The sequence below is a fragment of the Aeromonas sp. 25-AL00135 genome, from assembly GCF_054052385.1.
Map to the genome: position 1 here is coordinate 39964 of NZ_JBSTYQ010000019.1, position 21835 is coordinate 61798.

Annotated in this window: 20 protein-coding genes and 1 tRNA gene; 10 read left to right on the top strand and 11 right to left on the bottom strand. The window is 60.0% G+C overall.

What is annotated here, in order from left to right; genetic code table 11:
• Nucleotides 1-26 precede the first annotated feature (26 nt).
• Complete coding sequence (locus ACW5XC_RS16870; RefSeq protein WP_042053233.1) at nucleotides 27-668, top strand: energy-coupling factor ABC transporter permease; 642 nt, start codon at nucleotides 27-29, stop codon at nucleotides 666-668.
• Nucleotides 669-751: 83 nt separating this feature from the next.
• Here ACW5XC_RS16870 and ACW5XC_RS16875 read toward each other — a convergent pair whose 3' ends face one another.
• Entirely contained in the window at nucleotides 752-2044 is a 1293-nt protein-coding gene (locus ACW5XC_RS16875; protein ID WP_033113394.1) for an NAD(P)/FAD-dependent oxidoreductase, read from the bottom strand.
• Between the two features lie 75 nt (nucleotides 2045-2119).
• On the bottom strand, nucleotides 2120-2659 hold the full coding sequence (gene ycfP, locus ACW5XC_RS16880) for an alpha/beta hydrolase YcfP (RefSeq protein WP_033113393.1): 540 nt from the start codon (nucleotides 2657-2659) through the stop codon (nucleotides 2120-2122).
• 505 nt (nucleotides 2660-3164) lie between these two features.
• Between ycfP and ACW5XC_RS16885 the strand changes: the two genes are divergently transcribed.
• Entirely contained in the window at nucleotides 3165-4571 is a 1407-nt protein-coding gene (locus ACW5XC_RS16885) for a nucleobase:cation symporter-2 family protein (RefSeq protein WP_042053193.1), read from the top strand.
• Nucleotides 4572-4634: 63 nt separating this feature from the next.
• Here the strand turns inward: ACW5XC_RS16885 and ACW5XC_RS16890 are convergent, their stop codons facing one another.
• The 3 genes from ACW5XC_RS16890 to ACW5XC_RS16900 form a co-directional block, all read right to left on the bottom strand.
• Nucleotides 4635-6431, bottom strand: a complete 1797-nt coding sequence (locus ACW5XC_RS16890; protein WP_042053194.1) for a M3 family oligoendopeptidase — start codon at nucleotides 6429-6431, stop codon at nucleotides 4635-4637.
• 123 nt (nucleotides 6432-6554) lie between these two features.
• Nucleotides 6555-7475 carry a DUF808 domain-containing protein gene (locus ACW5XC_RS16895; RefSeq protein WP_042053196.1) on the bottom strand — a complete coding sequence of 307 codons (921 nt, stop codon included), beginning with the start codon at nucleotides 7473-7475 and terminating at the stop codon, nucleotides 6555-6557.
• A 1-nt stretch (nucleotide 7476) separates the two neighbouring features.
• The gene (locus ACW5XC_RS16900; RefSeq protein WP_021231002.1) at nucleotides 7477-7617 is read right to left on the bottom strand and encodes a hypothetical protein; all 141 of its coding nucleotides are present in this window, start codon (nucleotides 7615-7617) and stop codon (nucleotides 7477-7479) included.
• Between the two features lie 251 nt (nucleotides 7618-7868).
• Here ACW5XC_RS16900 and ACW5XC_RS16905 point away from each other — a divergent pair, with 251 nt between their 5' ends.
• Nucleotides 7869-8471, top strand: coding sequence for a DUF924 family protein (locus ACW5XC_RS16905; RefSeq protein WP_042053199.1), 603 nt, complete (start codon nucleotides 7869-7871; stop codon nucleotides 8469-8471).
• Between the two features lie 68 nt (nucleotides 8472-8539).
• Here the strand turns inward: ACW5XC_RS16905 and ACW5XC_RS16910 are convergent, their stop codons facing one another.
• The 5 genes from ACW5XC_RS16910 to ACW5XC_RS16930 form a co-directional block, all read right to left on the bottom strand.
• Nucleotides 8540-10159, bottom strand: coding sequence for a methyl-accepting chemotaxis protein (locus ACW5XC_RS16910; RefSeq protein ID WP_042053200.1), 1620 nt, complete (start codon nucleotides 10157-10159; stop codon nucleotides 8540-8542).
• Between the two features lie 104 nt (nucleotides 10160-10263).
• Nucleotides 10264-11523: a dicarboxylate/amino acid:cation symporter gene (locus ACW5XC_RS16915; RefSeq protein ID WP_005334018.1), complete on the bottom strand. Its 1260-nt coding sequence runs from the start codon at nucleotides 11521-11523 to the stop codon at nucleotides 10264-10266.
• Nucleotides 11524-11727: 204 nt separating this feature from the next.
• Nucleotides 11728-12159: a CC0125/CC1285 family lipoprotein gene (locus tag ACW5XC_RS16920; RefSeq protein WP_042053201.1), complete on the bottom strand. Its 432-nt coding sequence runs from the start codon at nucleotides 12157-12159 to the stop codon at nucleotides 11728-11730.
• Between the two features lie 216 nt (nucleotides 12160-12375).
• Nucleotides 12376-12452, bottom strand: a tRNA-Pro gene (locus ACW5XC_RS16925).
• Nucleotides 12453-12564: 112 nt separating this feature from the next.
• Nucleotides 12565-13908: a dihydroorotase gene (locus ACW5XC_RS16930; RefSeq protein ID WP_042053202.1), complete on the bottom strand. Its 1344-nt coding sequence runs from the start codon at nucleotides 13906-13908 to the stop codon at nucleotides 12565-12567.
• A gap of 80 nt (nucleotides 13909-13988) precedes the next feature.
• Between ACW5XC_RS16930 and ACW5XC_RS16935 the strand changes: the two genes are divergently transcribed.
• Nucleotides 13989-14864, top strand: coding sequence for a 6-pyruvoyl trahydropterin synthase family protein (locus ACW5XC_RS16935; RefSeq protein ID WP_042053203.1), 876 nt, complete (start codon nucleotides 13989-13991; stop codon nucleotides 14862-14864).
• 71 nt (nucleotides 14865-14935) lie between these two features.
• Here ACW5XC_RS16935 and ACW5XC_RS16940 read toward each other — a convergent pair whose 3' ends face one another.
• The gene (locus ACW5XC_RS16940) at nucleotides 14936-16948 is read right to left on the bottom strand and encodes a methyl-accepting chemotaxis protein (RefSeq protein ID WP_005361571.1); all 2013 of its coding nucleotides are present in this window, start codon (nucleotides 16946-16948) and stop codon (nucleotides 14936-14938) included.
• 252 nt (nucleotides 16949-17200) lie between these two features.
• Here ACW5XC_RS16940 and hinT point away from each other — a divergent pair, with 252 nt between their 5' ends.
• From hinT to ACW5XC_RS16970, 6 genes are all read left to right on the top strand, one after another.
• Nucleotides 17201-17551, top strand: coding sequence for a purine nucleoside phosphoramidase (hinT, locus tag ACW5XC_RS16945; protein WP_005334033.1), 351 nt, complete (start codon nucleotides 17201-17203; stop codon nucleotides 17549-17551).
• Nucleotides 17551-18987 (top strand): COG3014 family protein, encoded by a 1437-nt coding sequence (locus tag ACW5XC_RS16950; protein ID WP_042053205.1) that lies wholly within the window; start codon nucleotides 17551-17553, stop codon nucleotides 18985-18987. The genes hinT and ACW5XC_RS16950 overlap by 1 nt, the downstream gene beginning before the upstream one ends.
• Nucleotides 18988-19070: 83 nt before the next feature.
• Nucleotides 19071-19466 carry a YcfL family protein gene (locus ACW5XC_RS16955; RefSeq protein ID WP_042053206.1) on the top strand — a complete coding sequence of 132 codons (396 nt, stop codon included), beginning with the start codon at nucleotides 19071-19073 and terminating at the stop codon, nucleotides 19464-19466.
• Nucleotides 19466-20062 (top strand): penicillin-binding protein activator LpoB, encoded by a 597-nt coding sequence (lpoB, locus tag ACW5XC_RS16960; RefSeq protein WP_005302153.1) that lies wholly within the window; start codon nucleotides 19466-19468, stop codon nucleotides 20060-20062. The genes ACW5XC_RS16955 and lpoB overlap by 1 nt, the downstream gene beginning before the upstream one ends.
• Before the next feature lie 10 nt (nucleotides 20063-20072).
• The gene (locus ACW5XC_RS16965) at nucleotides 20073-20897 is read left to right on the top strand and encodes a choline/ethanolamine kinase family protein (RefSeq protein WP_236727556.1); all 825 of its coding nucleotides are present in this window, start codon (nucleotides 20073-20075) and stop codon (nucleotides 20895-20897) included.
• Nucleotides 20898-20900: 3 nt separating this feature from the next.
• Entirely contained in the window at nucleotides 20901-21758 is an 858-nt protein-coding gene (locus ACW5XC_RS16970) for a DUF6279 family lipoprotein (RefSeq protein WP_042053208.1), read from the top strand.
• Nucleotides 21759-21835: the final 77 nt, after the last annotated feature.

A 21835-nucleotide genomic window follows, 5' to 3' on the forward strand; every position in this document is an offset into this window, starting at 1 on the left:
CTGACTGCCTCGTGAGTGAACGAATGATGAGTGAAGGACAACTCGCCGCTCTTCTGATCTGGCTGCTGCTACTGACTTTCAGCCTGCGCCGCACCCTGTGGCAACTCCTTCATGACAACCCCCTCTACCAGCATCTGCTGCTGGGGAGCGCCATCGCTCTCATCCCGCTCTGGACGCTGCGCGCCGGTCTGCACGACGGACTGGAGGTGCATTTTCTCGGACTCACCACCCTCACCCTGCTGCTGGGCTGGCGGCTGGCCCTGCTCGCCCCCTGCCTGACCCTGCTGGTACTCGATTACTTTGGCGTCACCAATCTGGCCGACTTTGGCTGGCAGGCGCTGGTTGGCATTGCCCTGCCAGTAGCCAGCAGCTGGCTGCTGTTTCTGGCCAGCTGGGCCTGGCTGCCGCGCCATCTCTTTGTCTATATCTTCGTTGCCGCCTTTCTTGGCGGCGCCCTCGCCATCTCGGTCAAGGTTGCAGCCAGCGCCCTGTTGATGGGGATAAGCGGCAGCTACCCCTGGCATACCATCACGGCAGACTACCTCTCCATCTGGCCGCTGCTACTCTTCCCCGAAGCGCTGCTCAACGGCATGGCGATGACGGTGCTCGCCATCTACCGCCCCCACTGGGTCAACACCTTCTTCGATCGCACCTATCTGGGCAAATAACTCCTTTTCCCCTATCTGCGCGCATAAAAAAGGAGAGGCCATGGCCTCTCCTTTTGCTATTCCGAATTGTGACAAATCCCGGCTTAGTGCAGCTTCAGGGTCGGACGCAGTACCCGGTTGATGCGACCCACCAGCATGATGAGGCCGGTCTTGACGTAGCCATGCAGGGCGATTTGGTGCATCCGGTAGAGAGAGATGTACACCAGACGGGCGATGTAGCCTTCCACCATCATGGAGCCGCGCATCAGGTTGCCCATCAGGCTGCCCACAGTGGAGAAGCGGCTGAGGGATACCAGCGAACCGTGGTCGTGGTAGAGGTAGGGCTTCATCTCGCCGCCGTTCATCTTGGCCAGAATGTTCTTGAACGCCTGGCTGGCCATCTGGTGGGCAGACTGGGCGCGCGGCGGCACGAACTTGCCATCCGGCTGCGGGCAGGCAGCGCAGTCACCGATGACGAAGATGTTCTCGTCACGGGTGGTCTGCAGGGTCTCTTTCACCACCAGCTGGTTGATGCGGTTGGTCTCAAGACCGGCGATATCCTTCATGAAATCCGGCGCCTTGATACCGGCAGCCCATACCATCAGGTCAGCTTCAATCAGCTCGCCATCCTTGGTATGCAGACCTTCGGCAGTCGCTTCGGTGATCATGGTGGCAGTGCGCACATCCACACCCAGCTTGACCAGCTCCTGATGAGCGGCGCCGCTGATGCGCTCCGGCAGGGCCGGCAGGATGCGGGGGCCCGCTTCCACCAGCGTCACCTTCAGGCTGTCAGTGGTCAGGTTCTTGAAGCCGTAGGCGTAGAGCTGCTCGACCGCGTTGTAGAGCTCGGCAGAGAGCTCGACGCCGGTGGCGCCGCCGCCAACGATGGCAATCTTCACCTTGTCGCCCGGCTTATATTCGGTCGCGAACTGCAGGAAGCGGTTCATCATGCTGTTGTGGAAGCGGTGCGCCTGGGAGGGGCTATCCAAGAAGATGCAGTGATCCTTGATGCCCTTGGTGTTGAAGTCATTGGAAACAGAGCCGATGGCCATCACCAGATAGTCGTAAGGCAGCTCGCGCTCGTTGACCACGATGTCGCCACTGTCATCGTGGATCGGGGCCAGTACGATGCGTTTCTCATCACGCTTGATGTCGGTCAGGGTGCCGAGCTGGAAGTCGAAACCGTGGTTTTTGGCGTGAGACTGGTAGCTCAGGGCATCGATGCCCGCATCCATGGAGCCGGTGGCTACTTCGTGCAGCAGGGGCTTCCACAGATGGGTGCGGTTGCGATCGACCAGAGTGATCTTGGCCTTGTTCTTCTTGCCAAGCTTGCGACCCAGACTGGTGGCCAGCTCCAGGCCACCGGCGCCGCCGCCTACAACGACAATATTCATCATGATGATTTTTCCTCGGTTCCTCAAAACGAAAGGGAGCCATTGGCTCCCTAAAACGAAATCGGTCGACGTGATGGATCAGGCTTCTTTGAAGGCCTTCATCCGCTGCAGATGGTGCGAGATGTTTTTGAACTTATGGGTCTCGCGATCATCCCACACGATGTCGTAATAGTTCTTCAATTCACGTTCAGTGTCCCGATTATCGCGCACTTCATCCTGAACGGAAAGGATGCACAGGCAGTTTCCTGAATTTTTCTTACGAAATTCAGTTACACACTTGGTACCAATATCCTCGTACTCCTCCGGCCGGTCGATCTTGCCCTGCATGTTCTCTTCGGGGTGCAGATTGGGGTTGAAGATCACCTGACGAATGCCGCACAGAAAGCCGATCCGCTCGCTCCAGTAGCCACCAAGACCCACGCCGCAGATCAGCGGTTTGGGATCGGTACTCATATCGAGCTGTTTTTTCACTTCCTTGAGCAGATGGCTCATATCATGACGGGGGTGAACCGTGCTGTAGTGCACGAAACGCACATCATCATCAATAAACTGCAACTGCAGCACTTTCTCGTGATTGCCTGGGCTGGTGGCATCAAAGCCATGCAGATAGATGATCATGGATAAGACCTCAGGATCTGTGTCGGTTTTATCGAAACTACCCCAGCGGCGGCCCCGTGCGCCACCAAAACATCCAACTTTCTTGCTTTGGATCACGCCCCCGCCCCCGATTACGCCCAGCAGCCCGCGAGCGCAGTCACATGCTGAGGGGCGCATTGCGAGCAACGTTATGGTGCCCGGCTATCAAAGTGAGATCGCCAGACCAATAATGATAAACCCCTTACCAATCTGAGATGCCCTCACCTCCTTCCCCTGCCAGCAGCCGGACACTTATCTGGCCGGTATGTGACTCATCCCGCAAAAACAAGGCGTTATCGCCAAACGTTTTCTCTCGTGAGCGGCGTTGTGCATGTTTTGTGCACTGACCCGTGCTGCACCGGATCCCTCTCACTACTGCCGAGGGATCTGGCACCTCTGTCAATACACGAGATCAATGACCGGGAAAGCTGCGGCTTTCACTATCTTGCCTGTAGCAGTTGCGCGGGCTTCAAGGAGTGATCTGTTCATGAGCGAGACCAATCCCCCCTCCCACCGACCGGGTGCGCGCAAGCGCCCGGTGGATGAAGTGGAGCGCATGCTCCCCATGGGCCAACTCTTTACCCTGGGCCTGCAACATGTGCTGGTGATGTACGCCGGCGCCGTGGCGGTGCCGCTGGTGATTGGCGGCAGTCTGGGGCTGCCCAAGGATCAAATCTCCTACCTCATCAGTTCGGATCTCTTCTGCTGCGGCATCGTCACCCTGCTGCAATGTGTCGGGATTGGCCGCTTTGCCGGGATCCGGCTGCCGGTCATCATGTCGGTCACCTTTGCCGCCGTGATGCCCATGCTGGCCATCGGAGCCAACCCGGATCTGGGGCTGACGGGCATCTTCGGCGCCACCATTGCCGCCGGTATCATCTCGACCCTGCTGGTGCCGCTGATAGGTCGGCTGATGCCACTCTTCCCCACCGTCGTCACCGGGGTGGTTATCACCTCCATCGGGATCAGCATCATGCAGGTGGGGATCGACTGGATGGCGGGGGGCAAGGGCAATCCGGAATATGGCAGCCTGCGCTATATCGGCACCAGCTTTCTGGTGCTCGTCTTTATCCTGCTGGTGACCCGCTTCACCAAGGGCTTTTTCAGCAATATCTCGGTGCTGCTCGGGATCATCTTCGGTTTCGCGGTGGCCATCGCCATGGGCGAAGTAAGCCTCGATGGCCTCGGCGAGGCAGCCTGGTTTGCTCCCATAGTGCCCTTCGCCTTCGGCTGGCCCACCTTCGATCCCATCTCCATCGCCACTCTGACGGTGATCATGCTCATCACCTTTATCGAATCCATGGGGATGTTTCTGGCCCTTGGCGACATCGTCGGCCATCCGGCCAGGCGCGGTGATATCGTACGCGGGCTGCGGGTGGATGGCATCGGCACCATTATTGGTGGGATATTCAACAGCTTCCCCCACACCTCCTTCTCCCAGAATATCGGTCTGGTGAGCGTGACCGGGGTATCGAGTCGCTGGGTCTGCGTGATGTCGGGGGGGATCCTGCTCGCCTTTGCCCTCATCCCCAAGATGTCGGTGCTGGTCGCCTCCATCCCGCCCTTCGTGCTGGGGGGCGCCGGTATCGTGATGTTCGGTATGGTACTGGCCACCGGCATTCGCATCCTGGCGCGCACCGATTACAACAGCAACCGCCACAACCTCTATATCGTCGCCATCAGTCTCGGAATTGGCATGATCCCGACGGTCTCCGGGAATTTTTTCCAGCAGCTTCCGGCGCAGCTACAACCGCTTTTTCATAGCGGTATCCTGCTGGCCACCATCAGCTCGGTGCTGCTCAACCTCTTCTTCAACGGCTATCAGCCGGATCTGACTCACCAGACCCGCCCCCTGTTCGTTGGCCCCATCAAACCGCAGCAAGAGCAGGCATAACAAACAGGCCCCCGGACAGCGAGACTGTCCGGGGGCCTGTTGTTCATATCACCGCTGACCCAATCAGGCAGGCAACTGCGTGAAGCGCTCTACCGCCTGCGCTACTTGTGCTAGACTCCCCTGCCAGAAGGCGGCCTCACGGATATCCTGCCCCAGATGCTTGGCTACCAGATCTTCGGCGCTCATCCGGCCGGTATCGCGCAGCAAGGCGCGATACGCCTCGGCCACTCCCGCTTCCCCCGCCGCTTTGCGGCTCGTCAACTGCTGATAGACCCCGAGGCTGAACAGGTAACCGAACAGATAGGGGTAGTTGTAAAAACCCAGCCCCGCGATGGAGAAGTGCGCCTTGGCCGCCCAGAACATGGGGTGATAGCGGGTCAGGCTCCCCTCATACCAACGCCCCCATGCCTCGTCAGTCAGCGCCTTGAGTCGCTCTGCTGATACATAACCCTGCGCCCGCTCGGCCACCAAGGCCTGCTCGAAATCGAAGCGGGCCGGAATATTGACCAAGAAGGTGGCTGCGCCGTCGGCCTCCGCCCAGGCGATGGCCAACTGCTCTTCCGGGCTTTGCGCCTGCTCGAACAGGGCGCTGCGCACCAGGGTTTCGGCGAAGATGGAGGCGGTCTCCGCCAGCGTCATGGGGTAGCTGCGCTGACTCATCGGCAGATCGCGGATCACCCAGTTGTGCCAGGCATGACCCAGCTCATGGGCCAGGGTAATGACGTTATCCATGGTGCCGGCATAGGTAACAAAGACCCGCGGTTCGACCGGTTCGGCAAACTTGGTGCAGTAGGCGCCTGTGCGGCGATTTGGCGTGGGCGCAGCATCAATCCACCCCTTCTCGGCCATCATGCGGGCAAATGCCCCCATCTCGGGATCGAAACGGCTAAAGGCATCGGCAATCAACTCGATCGCCTCATCAAAAGGAATGTCGCGGCTGCTGGAAGCAGGCGGCGGCGCAAAGAGATCCTCCGGCCCCAGATCGTCGAGACCAAGGCACTCGGCCATCAGCTCCAGCGCCCGCTGGCCCAACCCACGGGCTCGCCAGGTTTCGCTCATCAGGGCATCGAGGGTGGCACGCTCGATATGGCTCTGGTGGCAGGAGAGATCCAGCGCATCGAGCACACGGGTTTTGCCACGCTGACGGGCCAGCTCCAGCCGCCAGCCGTTGAGGGCATTGAGGATAGCGGCAACCGTCTCCTGCTCACCTTCCCAACCGGCGCTGATGGCATCAAAGGCTTCTAAACGCAGCGCACGTATCGGGCTGGAGAGCAGATTGCTCGCCTCGGCCAGCCCCATCTCGCGGCCATCAATGGTCAAGCGGATCTTGCCCACCAGATCGTTGTAGAGGTTGCCCCAGGCGTGCAGGCCATCGGTGCCCAGACCAATCACCAGCTGCTCTGCCGCCACCGGCAGGCGCTGATCCTGCAAACGACGCTCGTGGCGCAGGCGGAACGCCTCCTCGCCTAGTAGCGGATCCGCCATCAGCGCGGCGAATTCCTCTTCCGGCAAGGCCAGCATCAGATCTTCCACCGGCGCCAGCGTCTTGAACAGATCGGCATTAAGGGCGCGGGCACGGGACGCCAACTGTTTGGCCTGCGGATCCCGCGCATCCTGACTGCCTCGGCATGCGGCCAGAATGGCGACGTTCCAGCCGATATGGCGAATATCACGGGCGCGCAGCCGCACTTCCCGCAAGAAATCCAGCAGTGCAGCGTCATCACCGCGCACCATGTCCAGACCCGCCATATAGCTGGTCAGCTCCTCCAGCGCGCCTCGGGCGGCGCGCATGTCCGCTTCCAGCTCTGGGCTGTCGAGGCCCGGGTAGATATGGTCGTTATTCCACTGTTGTTGATACATAGCTTCTCGCAAAGGCCTTTATCGGGAGGCGCAGCAGACCTGCGGGCAGCAAGTCCGAAACCGGGCAACCCGAAGGCCAAAAAATGAAGAGAGGAAAAAAGAGACAATGGCCCGCAAGCTCGCTTATCCCTTGGCCGGGGCGAGACGGCTCACCAGCGTCATCACGGCAACCAGCAGCAGACCCGCCACCACACCGGCCACGGCGTTGAGCAGCGTCGGCGTCACCGCCGCCAGTACGGCCCCCACTGTGGGCAGGGTGGCAACGACAGCGGCTGCGCCTTCAATCAGGTGATGGGCAAAGGGCCAGCCATGCACCAGAATGCCGCCGCCCACCATAAACATGGCGATGGTACCGACCAGTGCCAGCAGGTGCATCAGACGAGGCGCCGTCACCAACAGTCCCTGCCCCACAGCGCGGCGCAAGGCGCTGCCATCGGGCTTTTGCAGCAGATGCAGACCGATGTCATCGAGCTTGACGATCAGCCCCACCAACCCGTAGACCCCGATGGTCATCAGCAGGGCAATGCCCGCCACCACCGATAGCTGCAGCGCGAGGCTTGCTCCCTGTACCGTGCCAAGAGCGATGACGATGATCTCGGCAGAGAGAATAAAATCGGTGCGGATCGCCCCTTTTACCTTCTGCTGCTCGAAGGCGACCAGATCATCGGGAATAGGAGCTGTGTGTGCCTCACCTTCGCTCACTTCATGAGGCAGGAACTTGTGGGCCAGCTTCTCGGCCCCCTCAAAGCAGAGGTAGGCGCCTCCCAGCATCAAGAGTGGCGTGATAAGCCAGGGCACCAGGGCACTGATGGCGATGGCGGCGGGCACCAGAATCAGCTTGTTGCGAAATGAGCCTTTGGCCACCGCCCACACCACCGGCAGCTCCCGCTCGGCACGCACTCCGGAAACCTGCTCCGCGTTGAGGGCCAGATCATCCCCCAATACCCCGGCGGTCTTCTTCGCCGCCATCTTGGTCATCAGCGCCACGTCATCAAGCACGCTGGCGATATCGTCGAGCAGGGCCAACAAACTGGTTCCAGCCATATCAAAGATCCCTTATATCAGTGAGAAACGTCTTCCCGAAAAATGTCTCGCGCTTGTTCACCACGACCTTGGTCATCAGCGCCACGTCATCAAGCACGCTGGCGATATCATCGAGCAGGGCCAACAAACTGGTTCCGGCCATATCAAAGCTTCCTTATATCAGTGAGAACAACCCCGGGAGAGAGGTGTACGTCCCGATAACCACCAGGGTCAACAGGACCACCTCATGGCGATCGCAGGCCATCATCGGCCGCGCCAAGAATTCGGCGCTCGCCATCGGGGGGTTACGTCTTTCGGGCAAAAGATGGCACAGTGTAACGAGAAGCCGCCGTTTCGGCAGCACCCCTGAGCCATTTGTTCCTGGTTCCCTCTGAATCACCTCAAGGAGTTCCCATGCAACCCTGGCAACCTCTGCTCGATCTCTGGTTTGGCGACGAAGCCGATGACGTCCTGCGGGCCACACGGCAAGCCCCGCTCTGGTGGGGAAAAAGCAGTGAAACGGATGCCCTGCTGGCCAGCCGCTTTGGCGAGCTGGCAGAGGCGGCAGCCAAGGGCAGCCTCGCCCACTGGGCCGATACTCCCAGCGGTCGGCTGGCGCTGATCCTGCTGCTCGACCAGCTGCCACGCAATATCCATCGCGGCACGCCTGCGGCCTTTGCCCAGGATCCGCTGGCAAGGGATCTCTGCCTGAAAGGGCTGTCCATCGGGGCTGACAAATCCCTCTCGCCACTGGAGCGGGTCTTCTTCTATCTGCCGCTGGAGCATGCCGAATCCCGCGAACAACAGGCCAGAAGTGTGGCGCTGTTTGAGGCACTCGCTGCCGAGCAGGCTGGCACACCGGCGCAGGCGACCTTTGCCGGATTTGCCGACTTTGCCCGCCGCCATCAGGTGATCATCGAACGCTTTGGCCGCTTCCCCCACCGCAACGACATTCTGGGTCGCACCAGCACACCGGAAGAGGCGGCATTTTTGCAGCAACCGGGCTCAGGCTTCTAAGCAAGCCATATAAAAAAATCCCCGCCAGCTGGCTGGCGGGGATAGCGGATGGATAACAACCGTCGGCGTTACTGAATGCGATAGCGGGATATCTGCTGGTGGATGCTCTCGGTGGTGACATTGAGCTCCTCGGCTGCGGCAGAGGTCTCCTCCGCTGTGCTGCTGGTTTGCTGCACGACCTGAGCTATCTGCTCTACCTGATGGGCAATCGACTCGGCGGCCGAACTCTGCTCGCGGATGGCATTGGTGATCTCGCCCACCTGCTCCATCACCCGGTGCGACGCACTGCGGATTTCGGCAATAATGGCGCCACTTTCTGTCGCCATGGTGACCCCCTGGCTCACCTTCTCCTCCACCAGATGCATGCGGGAGACCGTATTGTTAGACTCCTGCTGGATCGCCTCTACGGTGGCGGAGATCTCCTGGGTGGATTGGGCTGTGCGCTCCGCCAGTTTGCGCACCTCATCCGCTACTACCGCAAAACCACGACCTGACTCCCCGGCCCTCGCCGCTTCAATGGCCGCGTTCAAGGCCAGCAAGTTGGTCTGCCCCGCCACATCACGGATCACGTTGACCACACCGCCAATGCGCGAAATGCCCTCACCCAGCGCAATGACCTCGGCCGAGGCCTGCCGAATGGAGTCGGCGATCTCGTTGATGGCATGAACGGTGCGCTCGATGGTCCGGCCCCCTTCGGTCGCCAGTTGCCCCGACTCGTTGGTGATGCGGCTCGTCTCCTGAGTACGCTGGGAGATATCGGTGATGCTGACCGTCATCTCTTCCACACCGGCGGCTATCAGACTGGTGGCATCATTGGCCTGACTGGCCGAGCTGGCCAGGTGTTGCGCTGCCTGAGAGAGGGATTCGGCAGTGCTCTTGATCTGCAAGCTGCCTACGGAAAATTCGGTAAATGTCTGTTGCAGCGTATCGAGCAGCCGGTTGACCGCATTGAGGGTCAGACCAATCTCATCCTGCTGTTTCACATCTGCTCTCAGGGTAAAGTTGAGGTCGCGCTGGATCCGGGTCAGGATATCCATGGCAGTGCGAAGGGGATTGGCCACCTGATTGAACAACCAGACAAACAACCCCAACGTCAGCACTGTGGTACCACCGGCGATAAACAACAGGGTTTGCAGGCTGTTGTCGTAGTTCTCCTGACCCTGCTTCTTGAGCGCCAGTCCCAAATCCATATTGAAGTTGACGTGAAGCTCGATTGCCTTGGCAAACTGCTGGAACAATCCGTATGCCTCTCCCGACAGCATGTCTCTGGCTTCATCGTTCTTGTTTTGGCGGGAGAGCTGCAGAACCTTGTCTATCTCCTGATAATATTGCGCGACAATACGTTGATCATCGTCGGTCAGGCGCCGATCTTCATCATTGGAGAGCATCTCAGCTTTGTATTTGTCGAGCAGTGAAGTGATCTGTCCCTGTATCTCGGTGATACCCGTTTCGATCTGCTGCATCCTGCTTGAGTCGGTATTGAGCACATGTGTTTGTACCAGCGAGTGCAATTCATAGAAATCGGCCTGCACTTCCTTAATCAGCGAAATACTGGGCACCGTATTGTCCGTCACATAGCTCAAATCACGGTTGCCTGCCCCAAGGCGATTGATACTGAACCAGCTGAGAAAAATGAGCGTCAGCATCACCAGCAGCGCGATCAGTTGCAGTCGACGAGCAATATTCATAACCGTACACTCCAGATGGAAACTATCTAGCAGTGTAGACGAGCCATAAACAACAACGGCCCGCATTGGCGGGCCGTTGTTGTTTATTTTTCATAGCGTTGTGATCAGGCCTTGGCTGGCTCACTCTCACCCAGCGCGACAGTTTCACCCAGACTGTCTTCGGTCTTGGCAACCACGCTGGCGGCGATGGCGTTGCCCAGCACGTTGGTGGCCGAGCGGCCCATGTCGAGGAAGTGGTCGATCCCCAGCAGCAGCAGGATGCCCGCTTCCGGAATATGGAACTGGTTCAGGGTGGCGGCAATCACAACCAGAGAGGCACGCGGTACCCCGGCCATCCCCTTGGAAGTGACCATCAACAGCAGCAGCATGGTGATCTGCTGGGCCATGGAGAGCTCGATGCCATACGCCTGGGCGATGAACATCACCGCGAAGGTGCAGTACATCATGGAGCCGTCGAGGTTGAAGGAGTACCCCATCGGCAGCACGAAGCTGGCGATGCGCTTGTCACAACCGAACTTCTCCAGACGATCCAGGGTCTTCGGATAGGCCGCTTCGGAGCTGGCGGTCGAGAAGGCGAGCAGGATGGGTTCGCGGATCATCGCCAGCAGCTTGATGACACGGCCACGCAGGAAGACGCTGCCCATGGCGATCAGCAGCAGCCAGAGGCAGGCCAGCGCGATATAGAACTGGGCCATAAAGCTGCCGTAGGTAACCAGAATACCCAGCCCCTCTTTGGCCACCATGGCGGCGATGGCGCCAAACACCGCGAACGGCGCAAAGTTCATCACATAACCGGTCACTTTCAGCATGATCTCGGCAGCGCTGGCCATCAGCACCACTACCGGCTTGGCCAGATCGCCGAGCGCGGCGGCAGCCAGACCGAAGAAGAGGGAGAAGACCACGATCTGCAGGATCTCGTTGGTGGCCATCGCCTCGACCACGCTCTTGGGGATGGCGTGGGTCACAAAATCTTTCAGGGTAATGGCACCTGCAGCAATGCCCGAGCTGGCGGTGTCATTAGGCAGGGAGAGTGAAAGACCCACACCCGGCTGCATCAGGGTCACCATCACCAGACCCAGGCTCAGGGACATCAGAGAGGCCAGCATGAACCAGCCAAGGGTCTTGGCACCGATACGCCCCACGGTGCGGGTGTCGCCCATCTTGGCGATACCGACCACCAGGGTAGTGAAGACCAGGGGAGCGATGATCATCTTGATCAGGCGCAGGAAGATATCGGTCAGGATCGTGATGTTATTGGCGAAATCCGCAGCCTGATCTGCGGCAAACATCCGATAGCCCTGGCCGGTGAGGATGCCAAACATCATGGAGATGAGGATGGCGACCGTCAGTTTATTCATTTTCATGGGGGAGTCCCGGTTTTGATTGGTGCAAGCCGTAAACAGTGGCGTGGGAGCCACTACAGTCCATTTTTGTGATCCGAGCCGTTGATTCCTGGCGGCTGGTATGCTGGGAGAATGCCTAAAAGCAGGGGGTAAATCTAGAGGCTTTATCCAGAATTTTATCCTGCCATTAGGTGTATGTGATATGGATCTTGCAAACCACCAATATTAATCACTGTTTATTTTGATTTCGGCGAGATATTTCGCATCCAGAGTTCGCTCATCGAGTGCCCGTGGCAACATGCGAAAAGTGAGCAGCGCCGAGATGGTATGCTGCACCTGCATCTGGGCCATAAAGAGATCCGGCTCATCCTCGTCAAAGCCGAAGATCGGCCGTGATGTGGTCACCCTGACGGCATCGCGGTTAATGGTCAGCTCATCGACCTTGAGCCAGGAGTAACCCTCTGCCAGTGCCAGCTCCCCTGCCCGCTTGAGCACATATTTGCGGGCGGTCTCCCTGTCCACCAGATCGTTGCCGACAAACTCCAACTGCCACTTGTCCGGGCCAAGCCGGGTCTGGGAGAAACCGGTCTGGCCATTCCAGAACGACTTTTCACTCTCATAAGGGGTGGCGCAGCCCACCAGCAGCAGGGTGAGCATCAGCAGACAACAGGGTTTAGATACGGATGCAGACACGAGAGGCCTCGCCAGGCAAATGAGCAACAGAGTCGTTACTACACCATAAAGCGCAGTGGCTGCACAATCGACTCACGTCAACATCGACCGGCACGCATCACCACTGGCTTCGCGCCTGTGCGGCAAATCGCAGGCAAAAGAAAAGGCCTTGTCGTTTGACAAGGCCTTTACCGGGGAATTTGGTCGGTGTGAGAGGATTCGAACCTCCGACCCTCTACACCCCATGCAGATGCGCTACCTGGCTGCGCTACACACCGACGGAGTCAGCTCGGCTGACGGGGGCAGAGTTTATGGAGATGACCCTGCCCTGTCAACAGGGAAACGCCGCCAATTCCTCGGTCACGGTGCGTTCGCCTGCTTTGCGAACAATCAGCGGTTAAAGGTCAGCCGCTTGCCCAGGATCTGGTCAGTCACCTGCCCGTTTTGCCAGGCGATCTGGCCGTTCACCAGCGTCATCTCCACCGTGCTGTGGAAGCGGTAGCCGTTGAAGGGCGACCAGCCACAGTGATAGAGGATGTTGTCATCGTTGACCACATAGGGCTTGCCCAGATCCAGCAGCACCAGATCGGCGAAGTAGCCCTCGCGGATATAACCGCGATCCTGCACCTGGAAGCGCTCGGCCACCGCATGGGAGGTCTTCTTGACGATAGTCTCCAGGGTAAACACGCCGTTGTGGTAGAGCTCCAGCAGCGCCTGCAAAGAGTGCTGCACCAGCGGCACACCGGACGGCGCCTTGAAGTAGCTGTTCTGCTTCTCTTCCCAGGTGTGGGGCGCGTGGTCGGTGGCGATGATGTCGAGCACGTCGTTGCGTACCGCATCCAGCAGTGCCTGCTGGTCGGCGGCACTCTTCACCGCAGGGTTGCACTTGATCAGGCTGCCCTGGGTCTCGTAATCGGCATCATTGAAGAAGAGGTGGTGCACACACACCTCGGCGGTGATGTTCTTGTCCTTCAGCTCGCTCAGGTCGTGGCTGGCGGTAAAGAGCGACAGCTCCTTGGCCGAGGTCAGATGCAGCACATGCAGCTTGGCACCGTATTTTTTCGCCAACGCCACCGCCATGCTGGAGGATTTGTAGCACGCCTCGTCACTGCGAATGCGGCCGTGCTCGCCCATCGGCACATTCTCGCCCCACTTGGCCCGCGCCGCCTCTTCCGCCTTGGCGATGGTCGGGGTGTCTTCACAGTGGGTCACGATCATCACCGGACTTTCGCGGAAGATGGCCGCCAGGGTCTCCTGATTGTCCACCAGCATGTTGCCGGTCGAGGAGCCCATAAACACCTTGACCCCGCAGGACTGCTTGGGGTCGAGACGCTTGATCTCTTCAAGGTTGTCGTTGGTGGCGCCGAGATAGAAGCTGTAGTTGGCGACGGAGGAGTTGGCAGCGATCTGGTATTTGGCTTCGAGGGCGTCGAGGGTGGTGGTCTGGGGATTGACGTTGGGCATTTCCATGAAACTGGTGGTGCCACCGGCGACGGCGGCGCGGGATTCGCTGGCAATAGTCCCCTTGTGGGTCAATCCCGGCTCCCGGAAGTGGACCTGATCATCGATCATTCCGGGGATGAGATGGCGACCTGCGGCATCGATCACCAGCGCATCGGGCGCCTCGATATCCGGGGCGATGCGGGCAATCCGTTCCCCCTCGATCAACACATCGGAGGCATAGATACGGCCTTCGTTGACCAGGGTGGCATTCTTGATAAGCAGTTTGTTCATGGGGGGTTCCAGTTCCTTTGCCGATAATCGCGGGTCATAATAGCGCAAAACTGCCCTTTCTCTGTAGCAAGGCCTGACTGATGAAGTTATTTGTAAGAGATTTGACCGTGATCGACTCCAGCTACCTGTGCGAACGCCGCGGCATGGTGGGCGAGAGCTGGCTGGTAGATATCGAAATGAGCGGTGAGCTCAACGAAATGAGCATGCTGCTGGACTTTGGCCGGGTAAAGAAGCTGATCAAGTCGATCATCGATGAAGAGGTGGACCACAAGCTGCTGGTGCCGACCGAGTGCCCGCTGATCCACGTCGAGACACTGGATGGTGACGAAAGCACAGTGGATCTGCTGCGCCCGGGTCGCTCCATCCATCTGCGCTGCCCATCCCAGGGCTTTGCCTTTATCCCTGCCCCGCAAGTTGATAAAGAGTCGGTGACCCGCTACCTGCTGGCGGTACTGGCCAAACGGCTGCCGGGCAATATCAAGGATCTCTCCCTGACCCTGCGTCAGGAGGCGATCACCGGCGCCTTCTACCACTACAGCCACGGCCTGAAAAAGCACGATGGCAACTGCCAGCGCATCGCCCACGGCCACCGCTCTCCCATCGAGATCCACGTCGATGGCGAGCGCGACCAGGAGCTTGAGCTCAACTGGGCCGAGCGCTGGGGCGATATCTACCTCGGCACCGAGGAGGACAAGGTGGCTCTGACCGAGCTCGCTTTGAGCCCCCGCGCCAATGCCCAACTTGGCGAGCATCACTGCGGCTTCAAATATGTGGCGCCGCAAGGGCTGTTCCAGCTGGCCATCCCCACCGCCGAGGTGGAGATGATCGACACTGACACCACGGTCGAGCTGCTGGCCTGCTACATCGCTCGCGAAGTGAAGAAGATGGTGGGCGACAAGTTCGTCAAGATTGTCGCCTATGAAGGGGTCGGCAAGGGCGCGATTGCCTACGCCTGATCCCCTTGTCGCTGCCGCAATAAAGAGAAGGCCCCGCATCTGCGGGGCCTTGTTGTTTCAACTCTCGACCATCAGGCACTGAGGCGGAAACGCTTGACCAGGCTCTCCTGCTGCTCGGCAAGGGAGTCCAGCTGCTGGCTGGTCTCGGCCACCCGCTCGATCCCCTGATAGTTGAGATCCGAGATATCGGAGATGCGGTTGAGGTTGGTGGCGATATCGGCGCTGGTGGCCTGCTGCTGCTCGGCGGCAGAGGCGATCTGGCTCGACATGTCGCTGATCAGCACCACAATCCCCTGCACCTCCTCCATGGCGTTGTTGGCGTGAGAGCTCTGATCCACGCAGCTGTCCATCTCGCGAGAGCACTCCTGCATCACGGTCACCGCCTTGGCTACCCCCTGCTGCAGGTTCTCGATCATGGTCTGGATTTCGCTGGTGGACTGGGCGGTACGGCCCGCCAGACTGCGCACCTCATCCGCCACCACCGCAAATCCGCGCCCCTGCTCGCCGGCCCGCGCCGCTTCGATGGCGGCGTTGAGGGCCAGCAGATTGGTCTGCTCGGCGATGCCTCGAATGACATCGAGGATATTGCCGATCTGGCTGCTCATGGCGCTCACATCACCAATCACCTTGCCGGTCTGTTGCAGCTTGCCCGCCAGTTGATGAGTGGTGGTGATATTGCCCGCCATCACCTTGCGCCCCATCTCGGAGGCCTTCTCCACATCCTGCACCCGCTCCAGGGTCTGGTTGGCGGCCTGCGCCACCTCCCGCACCGAGGCCTCCATCTGGGTCATGGCGGCGGCGACCGAGGCGGTCTCCTGGCGCTGTTTCTCCAGATCCGCCCGCACCGATTCGGTGGTGTGGCGATTGCCGTGGGCGGCATCGTTAAGCTGGGCAGACGCTTGTGAAAGCTGCGCCAGCACCTCCCCCATCTGGGCAATCAGCAGGTTGATCTGGCTGCCCAGCTGACCAAATTCGTTCTTGCTCTGAAAACCGATGCGCTGGGTCATGTCGCCCTGAGTCACTTCAGTCAGCACCCGCAGCAGTTCCCTGAGCGGACGGCGAATGGCCTTGCCCAAGGTATAAGCCACCAGCATGGCGATCAGGATGGCGACGACGATGCTGGTTCCCTGGGTCAGGGTGCTCTGGCTCTGTGTGGCTTTGGCGTGCTGAATGCTTTGACTCATCAGCTGCTGACTCTGGCCGGTGATCCGCTCAAGCTGGTTCTGGATCTCGACGATGAGAGCGCTCGCCTGCTTGCTCTTCTCCCGCATCTGTTCCTGCTGCTTCATCAGCGCCAGATACTGGGAGAGCACGCCTTCGCTTGCGGTGGTGTCGCGCACAAAGCCGTGAACATAGTGGCCCATGTCGTTCTCGAAGTTCTTCAGCTCCCCCTGCAGATCCTTGATGGTGCTGTTGAACCCCTCGATCTGCATCTTGTTGCGCTTGAGCGCCCCTTCGATGGGGGCCGGAATGGTCTGATTGAGGGCGTCCATGGTGGAGAGTTCGATGGCGGAAAGCTTGGTGGTCAGGGTCTCGGAGAGCATCTTGATAAAGCTGTCGTCGATGGTGACCATCATGTCACCCAGACTCTTCTTGAACTGGGGCAGACTGACCTGAAACTGCCCCTTGGCCAGATTGACCTTGTGCAGCCGGGTGAGCAGCGCCTCGTGTTCACCGGGCAGGGTATCGGTCAGTTGCAGGTAGCTGTCGACCTGCTGGCTGAGGCTGCTCATCTCCCCTTGCAGTTCGGGGTGGTGGGCCACCTGCTGGCGCAAGACATCAAGGCTCTTGCCCACCGCGGCCTTGGCCTGTTTCAGTTCGGCCACTTCGGCCGGCAGCTGTTTGGGATCCTGCTCGGTGAGCACATCCCCCAGCCACTTGTTGGCGCTGAGCAGGGTGATCTGGGTCTGACTGCTGGCAATCACCAGCGGCATAGACTGCTGGGTAACCTGCTCCAGCGCGTTCCCCAGAGTCTCCTGACTACGAAATGTGAGCAGTGAACTGGCCACCATCACGGCCACCAGGATCGCGAAGCCAAGGTAGACTCGCTGCAAGATGGAGAGATCCGACATTGTTTGTTTCATTATTGTCCCGCTGTATATGCAAAAGTCCCTTGCCTGAGTACCCCGTCCTTTTGATACCCTGCAGACCACCCTGAACAGGCGCTGCAGATGACGTCCCTCTGGCTATCGGTATTTTTAACAATAACTGAAGGGAATGGGACATCAGCTGTGTCAAATGTCGGCTTGTGTCACACTTGGCGTGCTGCTCGCCCCCCTTTCGGGAGCCGCTTGGGGTTCTAGTTCAATTTTCTGTTTCATATAAGGGAGTTAGCCATGGCGCAAGAAACCATTTTCAGCAAAATCATCCGTAAAGAGATCCCCGCCGACATCCTTTATCAAGACGATCTGGTCACCGCATTCCGGGATATCCAGCCCAAGGCCAAGACCCATATTCTGATCATCCCTAATGTGCTGATCCCCACCGTCAATGACGTGGAAGCCGAACATGAACTGGCCCTTGGCCGGATGTTCACCGTGGCCCGCAAACTGGCCGCTGAGGCTGGCATCGCCGAAGATGGCTACCGCCTCATCATGAACTGCAACCGCCACGGCGGGCAGGAGGTCTACCACATCCACATGCATCTGGTCGGTGGCCAGCCGCTGGGACCGCTGCTCAGCCTGTAATGAATCGCAACGCCTCAACCTGCCGCAGCGCCCTGTTGCTCTGCGGCGCCCTGCTGTTGCTGGGAGGCTGCGCCTCCCGCTGGCAGGATATGTTCGTCTCCTACTCCGATCAGATGGTGCCCCTGCGCAACCAGCTGCTGCTGGGCCATGCCGCCGAGGCGTTGCCCGAGGTGCGCGACTCCACCCTTGGGGATGACACCTTTGTGCTGGATCGGCTCGAACAGGGGCGCATTGCCTGGCTGGCAGGTCAGGATGCGGGCAGCAAGCAGGCGTTCACCGCCGCCGACAGCCGCCTTCAGTGGGAAGACAATCAGGCCGAATACCGGCTGAGCCACGGTCTGGATCAGGTGGGCAGTCTGCTCACCAACGACCAGTCGATGGCCTATCGTACTCCCGATTACGAACGCACCATGCTGCACCACTATCTGGCCCTCAACTATCTGCAACGGGGTGATGCCGATGGCGCCCTGGTGGAGGTGCGCCGGGCCAATCAGGTGCAGGAGCAGGCCCTGAAACGGCGAGCCGATGAGGTACGCAAGGCAAAGGATGAGAGCGAAGAGGCCGAAGCAGAAGGCGAGATGCGCCAGCTGATGTCGCGCGGCGCACCGGATCTCGACCGGTTGATCGGCAAGGTCAAAAACGGTTTCCAGAACGCCTACACCTTCTATTTTTCCGCCGTGCTGTATGAGGCGGCCGGGGATCTCAACGATGCCTGGGTCGACTATCAGCGCGGCTACCAGATAGCGCCGGACAACCGCAGCCTGCAAGATGCCTTGCTGCGTCTGGCGCGGCTGCGTGGCTCACCGGACGAGATCCGCGAGACCGAGAAAAAGATAGGCCGCAAAGCGCCGCCGCTTGCAAAAGATCAAGGCCAACTGGTGGTGCTGTTTGAAGATGGTTTGATCCCGGCACGGCGCGAACTGTTCCTACCGCTCCCCATCTCCACCTCCCGCGGCGATTTTCGCACCTTTACCGTCGCCATCCCCTATTACGATAATCGGGCCAGCGATACCGGCCCGCTGACGGTGGAAGTCGGCAAGCGGGTCGAGCAGACCAGCGAGCTGGTCAGGCTGGAAGCGCTGGCCGCCAAAGATCTGCAGGAGCGGCTGCCCGGCATGCTGACCCGCCAGGCGCTGCGACTGGTGGCCAAGGAGCAGATGCGCCGCGCCGCCGCCAAAGAGGGAGGGGATGTGGGCAATATTCTGGTGGGGATCTTCAACACCCTCTCGGAGCGGGCCGATACCCGCAGCTGGCTGACGCTGCCAGCGCAGGCATCGAGCTGGCAGGGGATGGTGCCGGCGGGTGACATCAATCTCACCCTGGGCGCGGGGGCGGCGCAGCGGCAATTGCCGCTCACCATCCACAAGGGACGCACCACCCTGATCTGGGTACAGCGCCTCGGCGCCGGTCTGACCACCCGGGTGATGCCGCTCTGAGCAGATGGCGAAGAGAGATGAGCAAGACAATTAACCGGACAGGCTCATACGCAGCCCCACTCACCCCGATTAAGGAGAGCAAGATGAAAGCATACGGGTTGGCCCTCGGGCTCGCGCTGCTGACCGGCTGCGCCACCAACACCTCAGGCGTGGCACTCTATGGGGCTCCGGGCGCCGCAGCGGTGGCGGAGCAGCATCAAAACGTCAACGTCACCCTGACCGAGCTGAGCCGCCGCCAGCAAAATGGTTTGCTGCAGGTCAATGTGGCCGCCGCCAGCACCCAGCGCGGCGATAACAAGCTGCAATATATCTTCTATTGGTATGATGAGGCCGGTCAGGAGGTCGCCAGCGATGGCCGCGGCTGGACCCCCATCAAGCTGCATGGCTATCAGACCCGCACCCTCTCGGCCCTGGCGCCCAGCCCGGCGGCGCAGGGTTACCGGATTTACGTACGCGAAGTGATTGAGGAATCCTACTGATGAAAATGAATCATGCCCTGCTGATCCTGACCGGCGCGTTGCTCTTGGGCGGCTGCTCCAGCACCACCGTCAGCTATGGCGATCCGACCGAAACCGAAACCGTCACCGTCGATTACGGCTCAAGCGACCTGCAGGCCATCGCCGACAAGATGGCGGACTCCATGCTGGCATCGCCGGCCACCAGCGAGATCACCGCAGGCGGTCGTCCGGTGATGTTTATGGACTCTATCCGCAACAAGACCTCCGAGCACATCGATACCGAAGCCATCACCGATACCATCCGCACCAAATTGCTGCGGGCCGGCAAGTTCCGCTTCGTCGACATGAGCAAGGTGGCCGCCGTCAAGCAGCAGCTCGAATACCAGCAGAGCAGCGGCATGGTGGATCCAGCCTCCATGGTGCGTCTGGGCAAGCAGACCGGTGCCCGCTACATGGTCTATGGCAACCTCGCCAGCATCGTCAAGGACAATGGCAAGGTGAAGGATGTCTACTACCAGATGACCATGAACCTGATGGATCTGCAAAACGGCGAACTGCTGTGGGCCGATCAGAAAGAGATCCGCAAACAGGCGAAGAAATCCACCTTTGGCTGGTAACAGGCTCCTGGTGACAGGCAACTGTGATCCGCTACTGGCCAGCCTGCCCGCCCCCTGGCGGGAGGGGCAGCTGGAACCACTCGGGTTAGGCCTGACCAACTGCAACTATCGACTGCGCCTCCCCTCGGGGCGCAGTTACTTTTTGCGTCAGGGCCACTCCGACCCGGTGCGCCTTGGCATCGACCGTCCCACCGAGTGGCAGCTTTATCAGGGGGCGATGGCAGAAGGGTTGGCGCTGCCCTGCCACTATGGCGATCCCGCCAGCGCTCTTATGCTGCTCGAATGGTGCGATGAGCCAAACTGGGTGCACGCGGCGCCACCGGCAGCCGATCAGCCCCGTCTGCTGGCTGAGGTGCTGCGCAAGCTCCATCGCCTGCCGCTGCCTGCGGTGATGATGGCGGTGCGAGCTCACGCCGCAGGCTATCGCGCCCGGCTGGCCCGCATTCCCTCCTGGCTGCCCGCCCTGGAGCGGGGCTTGCTCGCCAGCAGTGAGCCAAATGATTGCTGGCGCCCTTGCCACCATGATCTCAATCCGGCTAACTTGTTGGGAAGCAAACCCTGGGTCATCGACTGGGAGTATGGCGCGGCAGGTCACCCCGGCTTTGAGCTCGCCAGCATCCAGCGCACCCATGAGTGGCCCGCCGAGCGGCGCGACGAGCTGGAAGCGCATTATCTGCAGGCCGTGCCGCGCCACCAGTGGCCCGATTTTCAGAGCGAGGCATTTTTACCCTGGGTCGACTATATCGGCCTGCTCTGGGCCCTGCTGATGGCAGAGCAACAGCCCTCACTCGACTATGACACCCTGATCGCCATCAACCGGCAACGACTGGAGTAACAGATGATAAACAAGGTGCGCTGGCACAAGCCGAAAATCTGGGGTCTGCTGCTGATCGGCCTGCTGCTGACCGGCTGCTCCACCCGGGTGATCTACTACTGGCTCGATACCGCCATCATCTGGCAGCTGGATGACTACTTTGCCCTCTCCTATTCGCAGAAGGATCTGCTCAGCCGCGAAGTGAAGGGGCTGATGGCCTGGCATCGCCAACACGAGCTGCCGCGCTACGCCAAGGATCTCGATGCACTGGCCAAGGCGGTGGCCAGCCCCATGACGCCGGAGCAGATCTCGACCAATCTCGATGCGGTGCAGCAGAGCCTGACCCGCACGCTGGAAAACACTATCCCCCGCGCGGTCAGGCTGGCGCGCACCCTGACCGACGAGCAGGTGGCCCGCTTTATGACCGATCGGGTCAAGCGGCAACAGGAGCGGCAAAAGGACTTTGCCACTGAGCCCAAAGAGCAGATGCTGGCGGAGTTTCGCGACAAGATGAACAAGCGGCTCGAGTTCTGGATTGGCGAGGTGAAACCGGCACAGGCGCCACTGGTGGCCCAGTGGGCCGAATGGCAATACGAGCTGATGCCCCCCTGGCTCGAGTTTCAGGAGTCCTGGACCCAGGAGCTGGACAGGCTGATGAAGCAGCGCCAGAGTCCCGACTTTACCCGCGAGCTGACTGACCTGCTGGCCGAGGGGGATGGGCTGATGGATGGCCGCTTTACCGGCTATACCGAACAGTCGCGCCAGCGTACCGTCAACTGGCTGAGCGCCATGAGCCAGTCGCTGGATATCTCCCAGCGGGCTCATCTCTACTCCCTGCTCAAGGGTTATGCCCGCGACTTCAAGCAGATGAGCGGCAGCTGACAGCCAGCACCGAATGGTGCCATGCGCCCGGGGCAACCTTGTTCAAACCGGGCGCATGTGGTAGTTTGCCCTTTCTA

Coding starts and splice junctions, on each gene's coding strand:
- ACW5XC_RS16900 (WP_021231002.1), bottom strand. CDS start 7,617: ATGGCCGGAACCAGTTTGTTGGCCCTGCTCGATGATATCGCCAGCGTG.
- ACW5XC_RS16930 (WP_042053202.1), bottom strand. CDS start 13,908: ATGAACAAACTGCTTATCAAGAATGCCACCCTGGTCAACGAAGGCCGT.
- ACW5XC_RS16950 (WP_042053205.1), top strand. CDS start 17,551: ATGAATCGCAACGCCTCAACCTGCCGCAGCGCCCTGTTGCTCTGCGGC.
- ACW5XC_RS16890 (WP_042053194.1), bottom strand. CDS start 6,431: ATGTATCAACAACAGTGGAATAACGACCATATCTACCCGGGCCTCGAC.
- hinT (WP_005334033.1), top strand. CDS start 17,201: ATGGCGCAAGAAACCATTTTCAGCAAAATCATCCGTAAAGAGATCCCC.
- ACW5XC_RS16970 (WP_042053208.1), top strand. CDS start 20,901: ATGATAAACAAGGTGCGCTGGCACAAGCCGAAAATCTGGGGTCTGCTG.
- ACW5XC_RS16935 (WP_042053203.1), top strand. CDS start 13,989: ATGAAGTTATTTGTAAGAGATTTGACCGTGATCGACTCCAGCTACCTG.
- ACW5XC_RS16940 (WP_005361571.1), bottom strand. CDS start 16,948: ATGAAACAAACAATGTCGGATCTCTCCATCTTGCAGCGAGTCTACCTT.
- lpoB (WP_005302153.1), top strand. CDS start 19,466: ATGAAAATGAATCATGCCCTGCTGATCCTGACCGGCGCGTTGCTCTTG.
- ACW5XC_RS16920 (WP_042053201.1), bottom strand. CDS start 12,159: ATGCTCACCCTGCTGCTGGTGGGCTGCGCCACCCCTTATGAGAGTGAA.
- ACW5XC_RS16875 (WP_033113394.1), bottom strand. CDS start 2,044: ATGATGAATATTGTCGTTGTAGGCGGCGGCGCCGGTGGCCTGGAGCTG.
- ACW5XC_RS16915 (WP_005334018.1), bottom strand. CDS start 11,523: ATGAAAATGAATAAACTGACGGTCGCCATCCTCATCTCCATGATGTTT.
- ACW5XC_RS16905 (WP_042053199.1), top strand. CDS start 7,869: ATGCAACCCTGGCAACCTCTGCTCGATCTCTGGTTTGGCGACGAAGCC.
- ACW5XC_RS16895 (WP_042053196.1), bottom strand. CDS start 7,475: ATGGCTGGAACCAGTTTGTTGGCCCTGCTCGACGATATCGCCAGCGTG.
- ACW5XC_RS16955 (WP_042053206.1), top strand. CDS start 19,071: ATGAAAGCATACGGGTTGGCCCTCGGGCTCGCGCTGCTGACCGGCTGC.
- ycfP (WP_033113393.1), bottom strand. CDS start 2,659: ATGATCATCTATCTGCATGGCTTTGATGCCACCAGCCCAGGCAATCAC.
- ACW5XC_RS16885 (WP_042053193.1), top strand. CDS start 3,165: ATGAGCGAGACCAATCCCCCCTCCCACCGACCGGGTGCGCGCAAGCGC.
- ACW5XC_RS16870 (WP_042053233.1), top strand. CDS start 27: ATGAGTGAAGGACAACTCGCCGCTCTTCTGATCTGGCTGCTGCTACTG.
- ACW5XC_RS16910 (WP_042053200.1), bottom strand. CDS start 10,159: ATGAATATTGCTCGTCGACTGCAACTGATCGCGCTGCTGGTGATGCTG.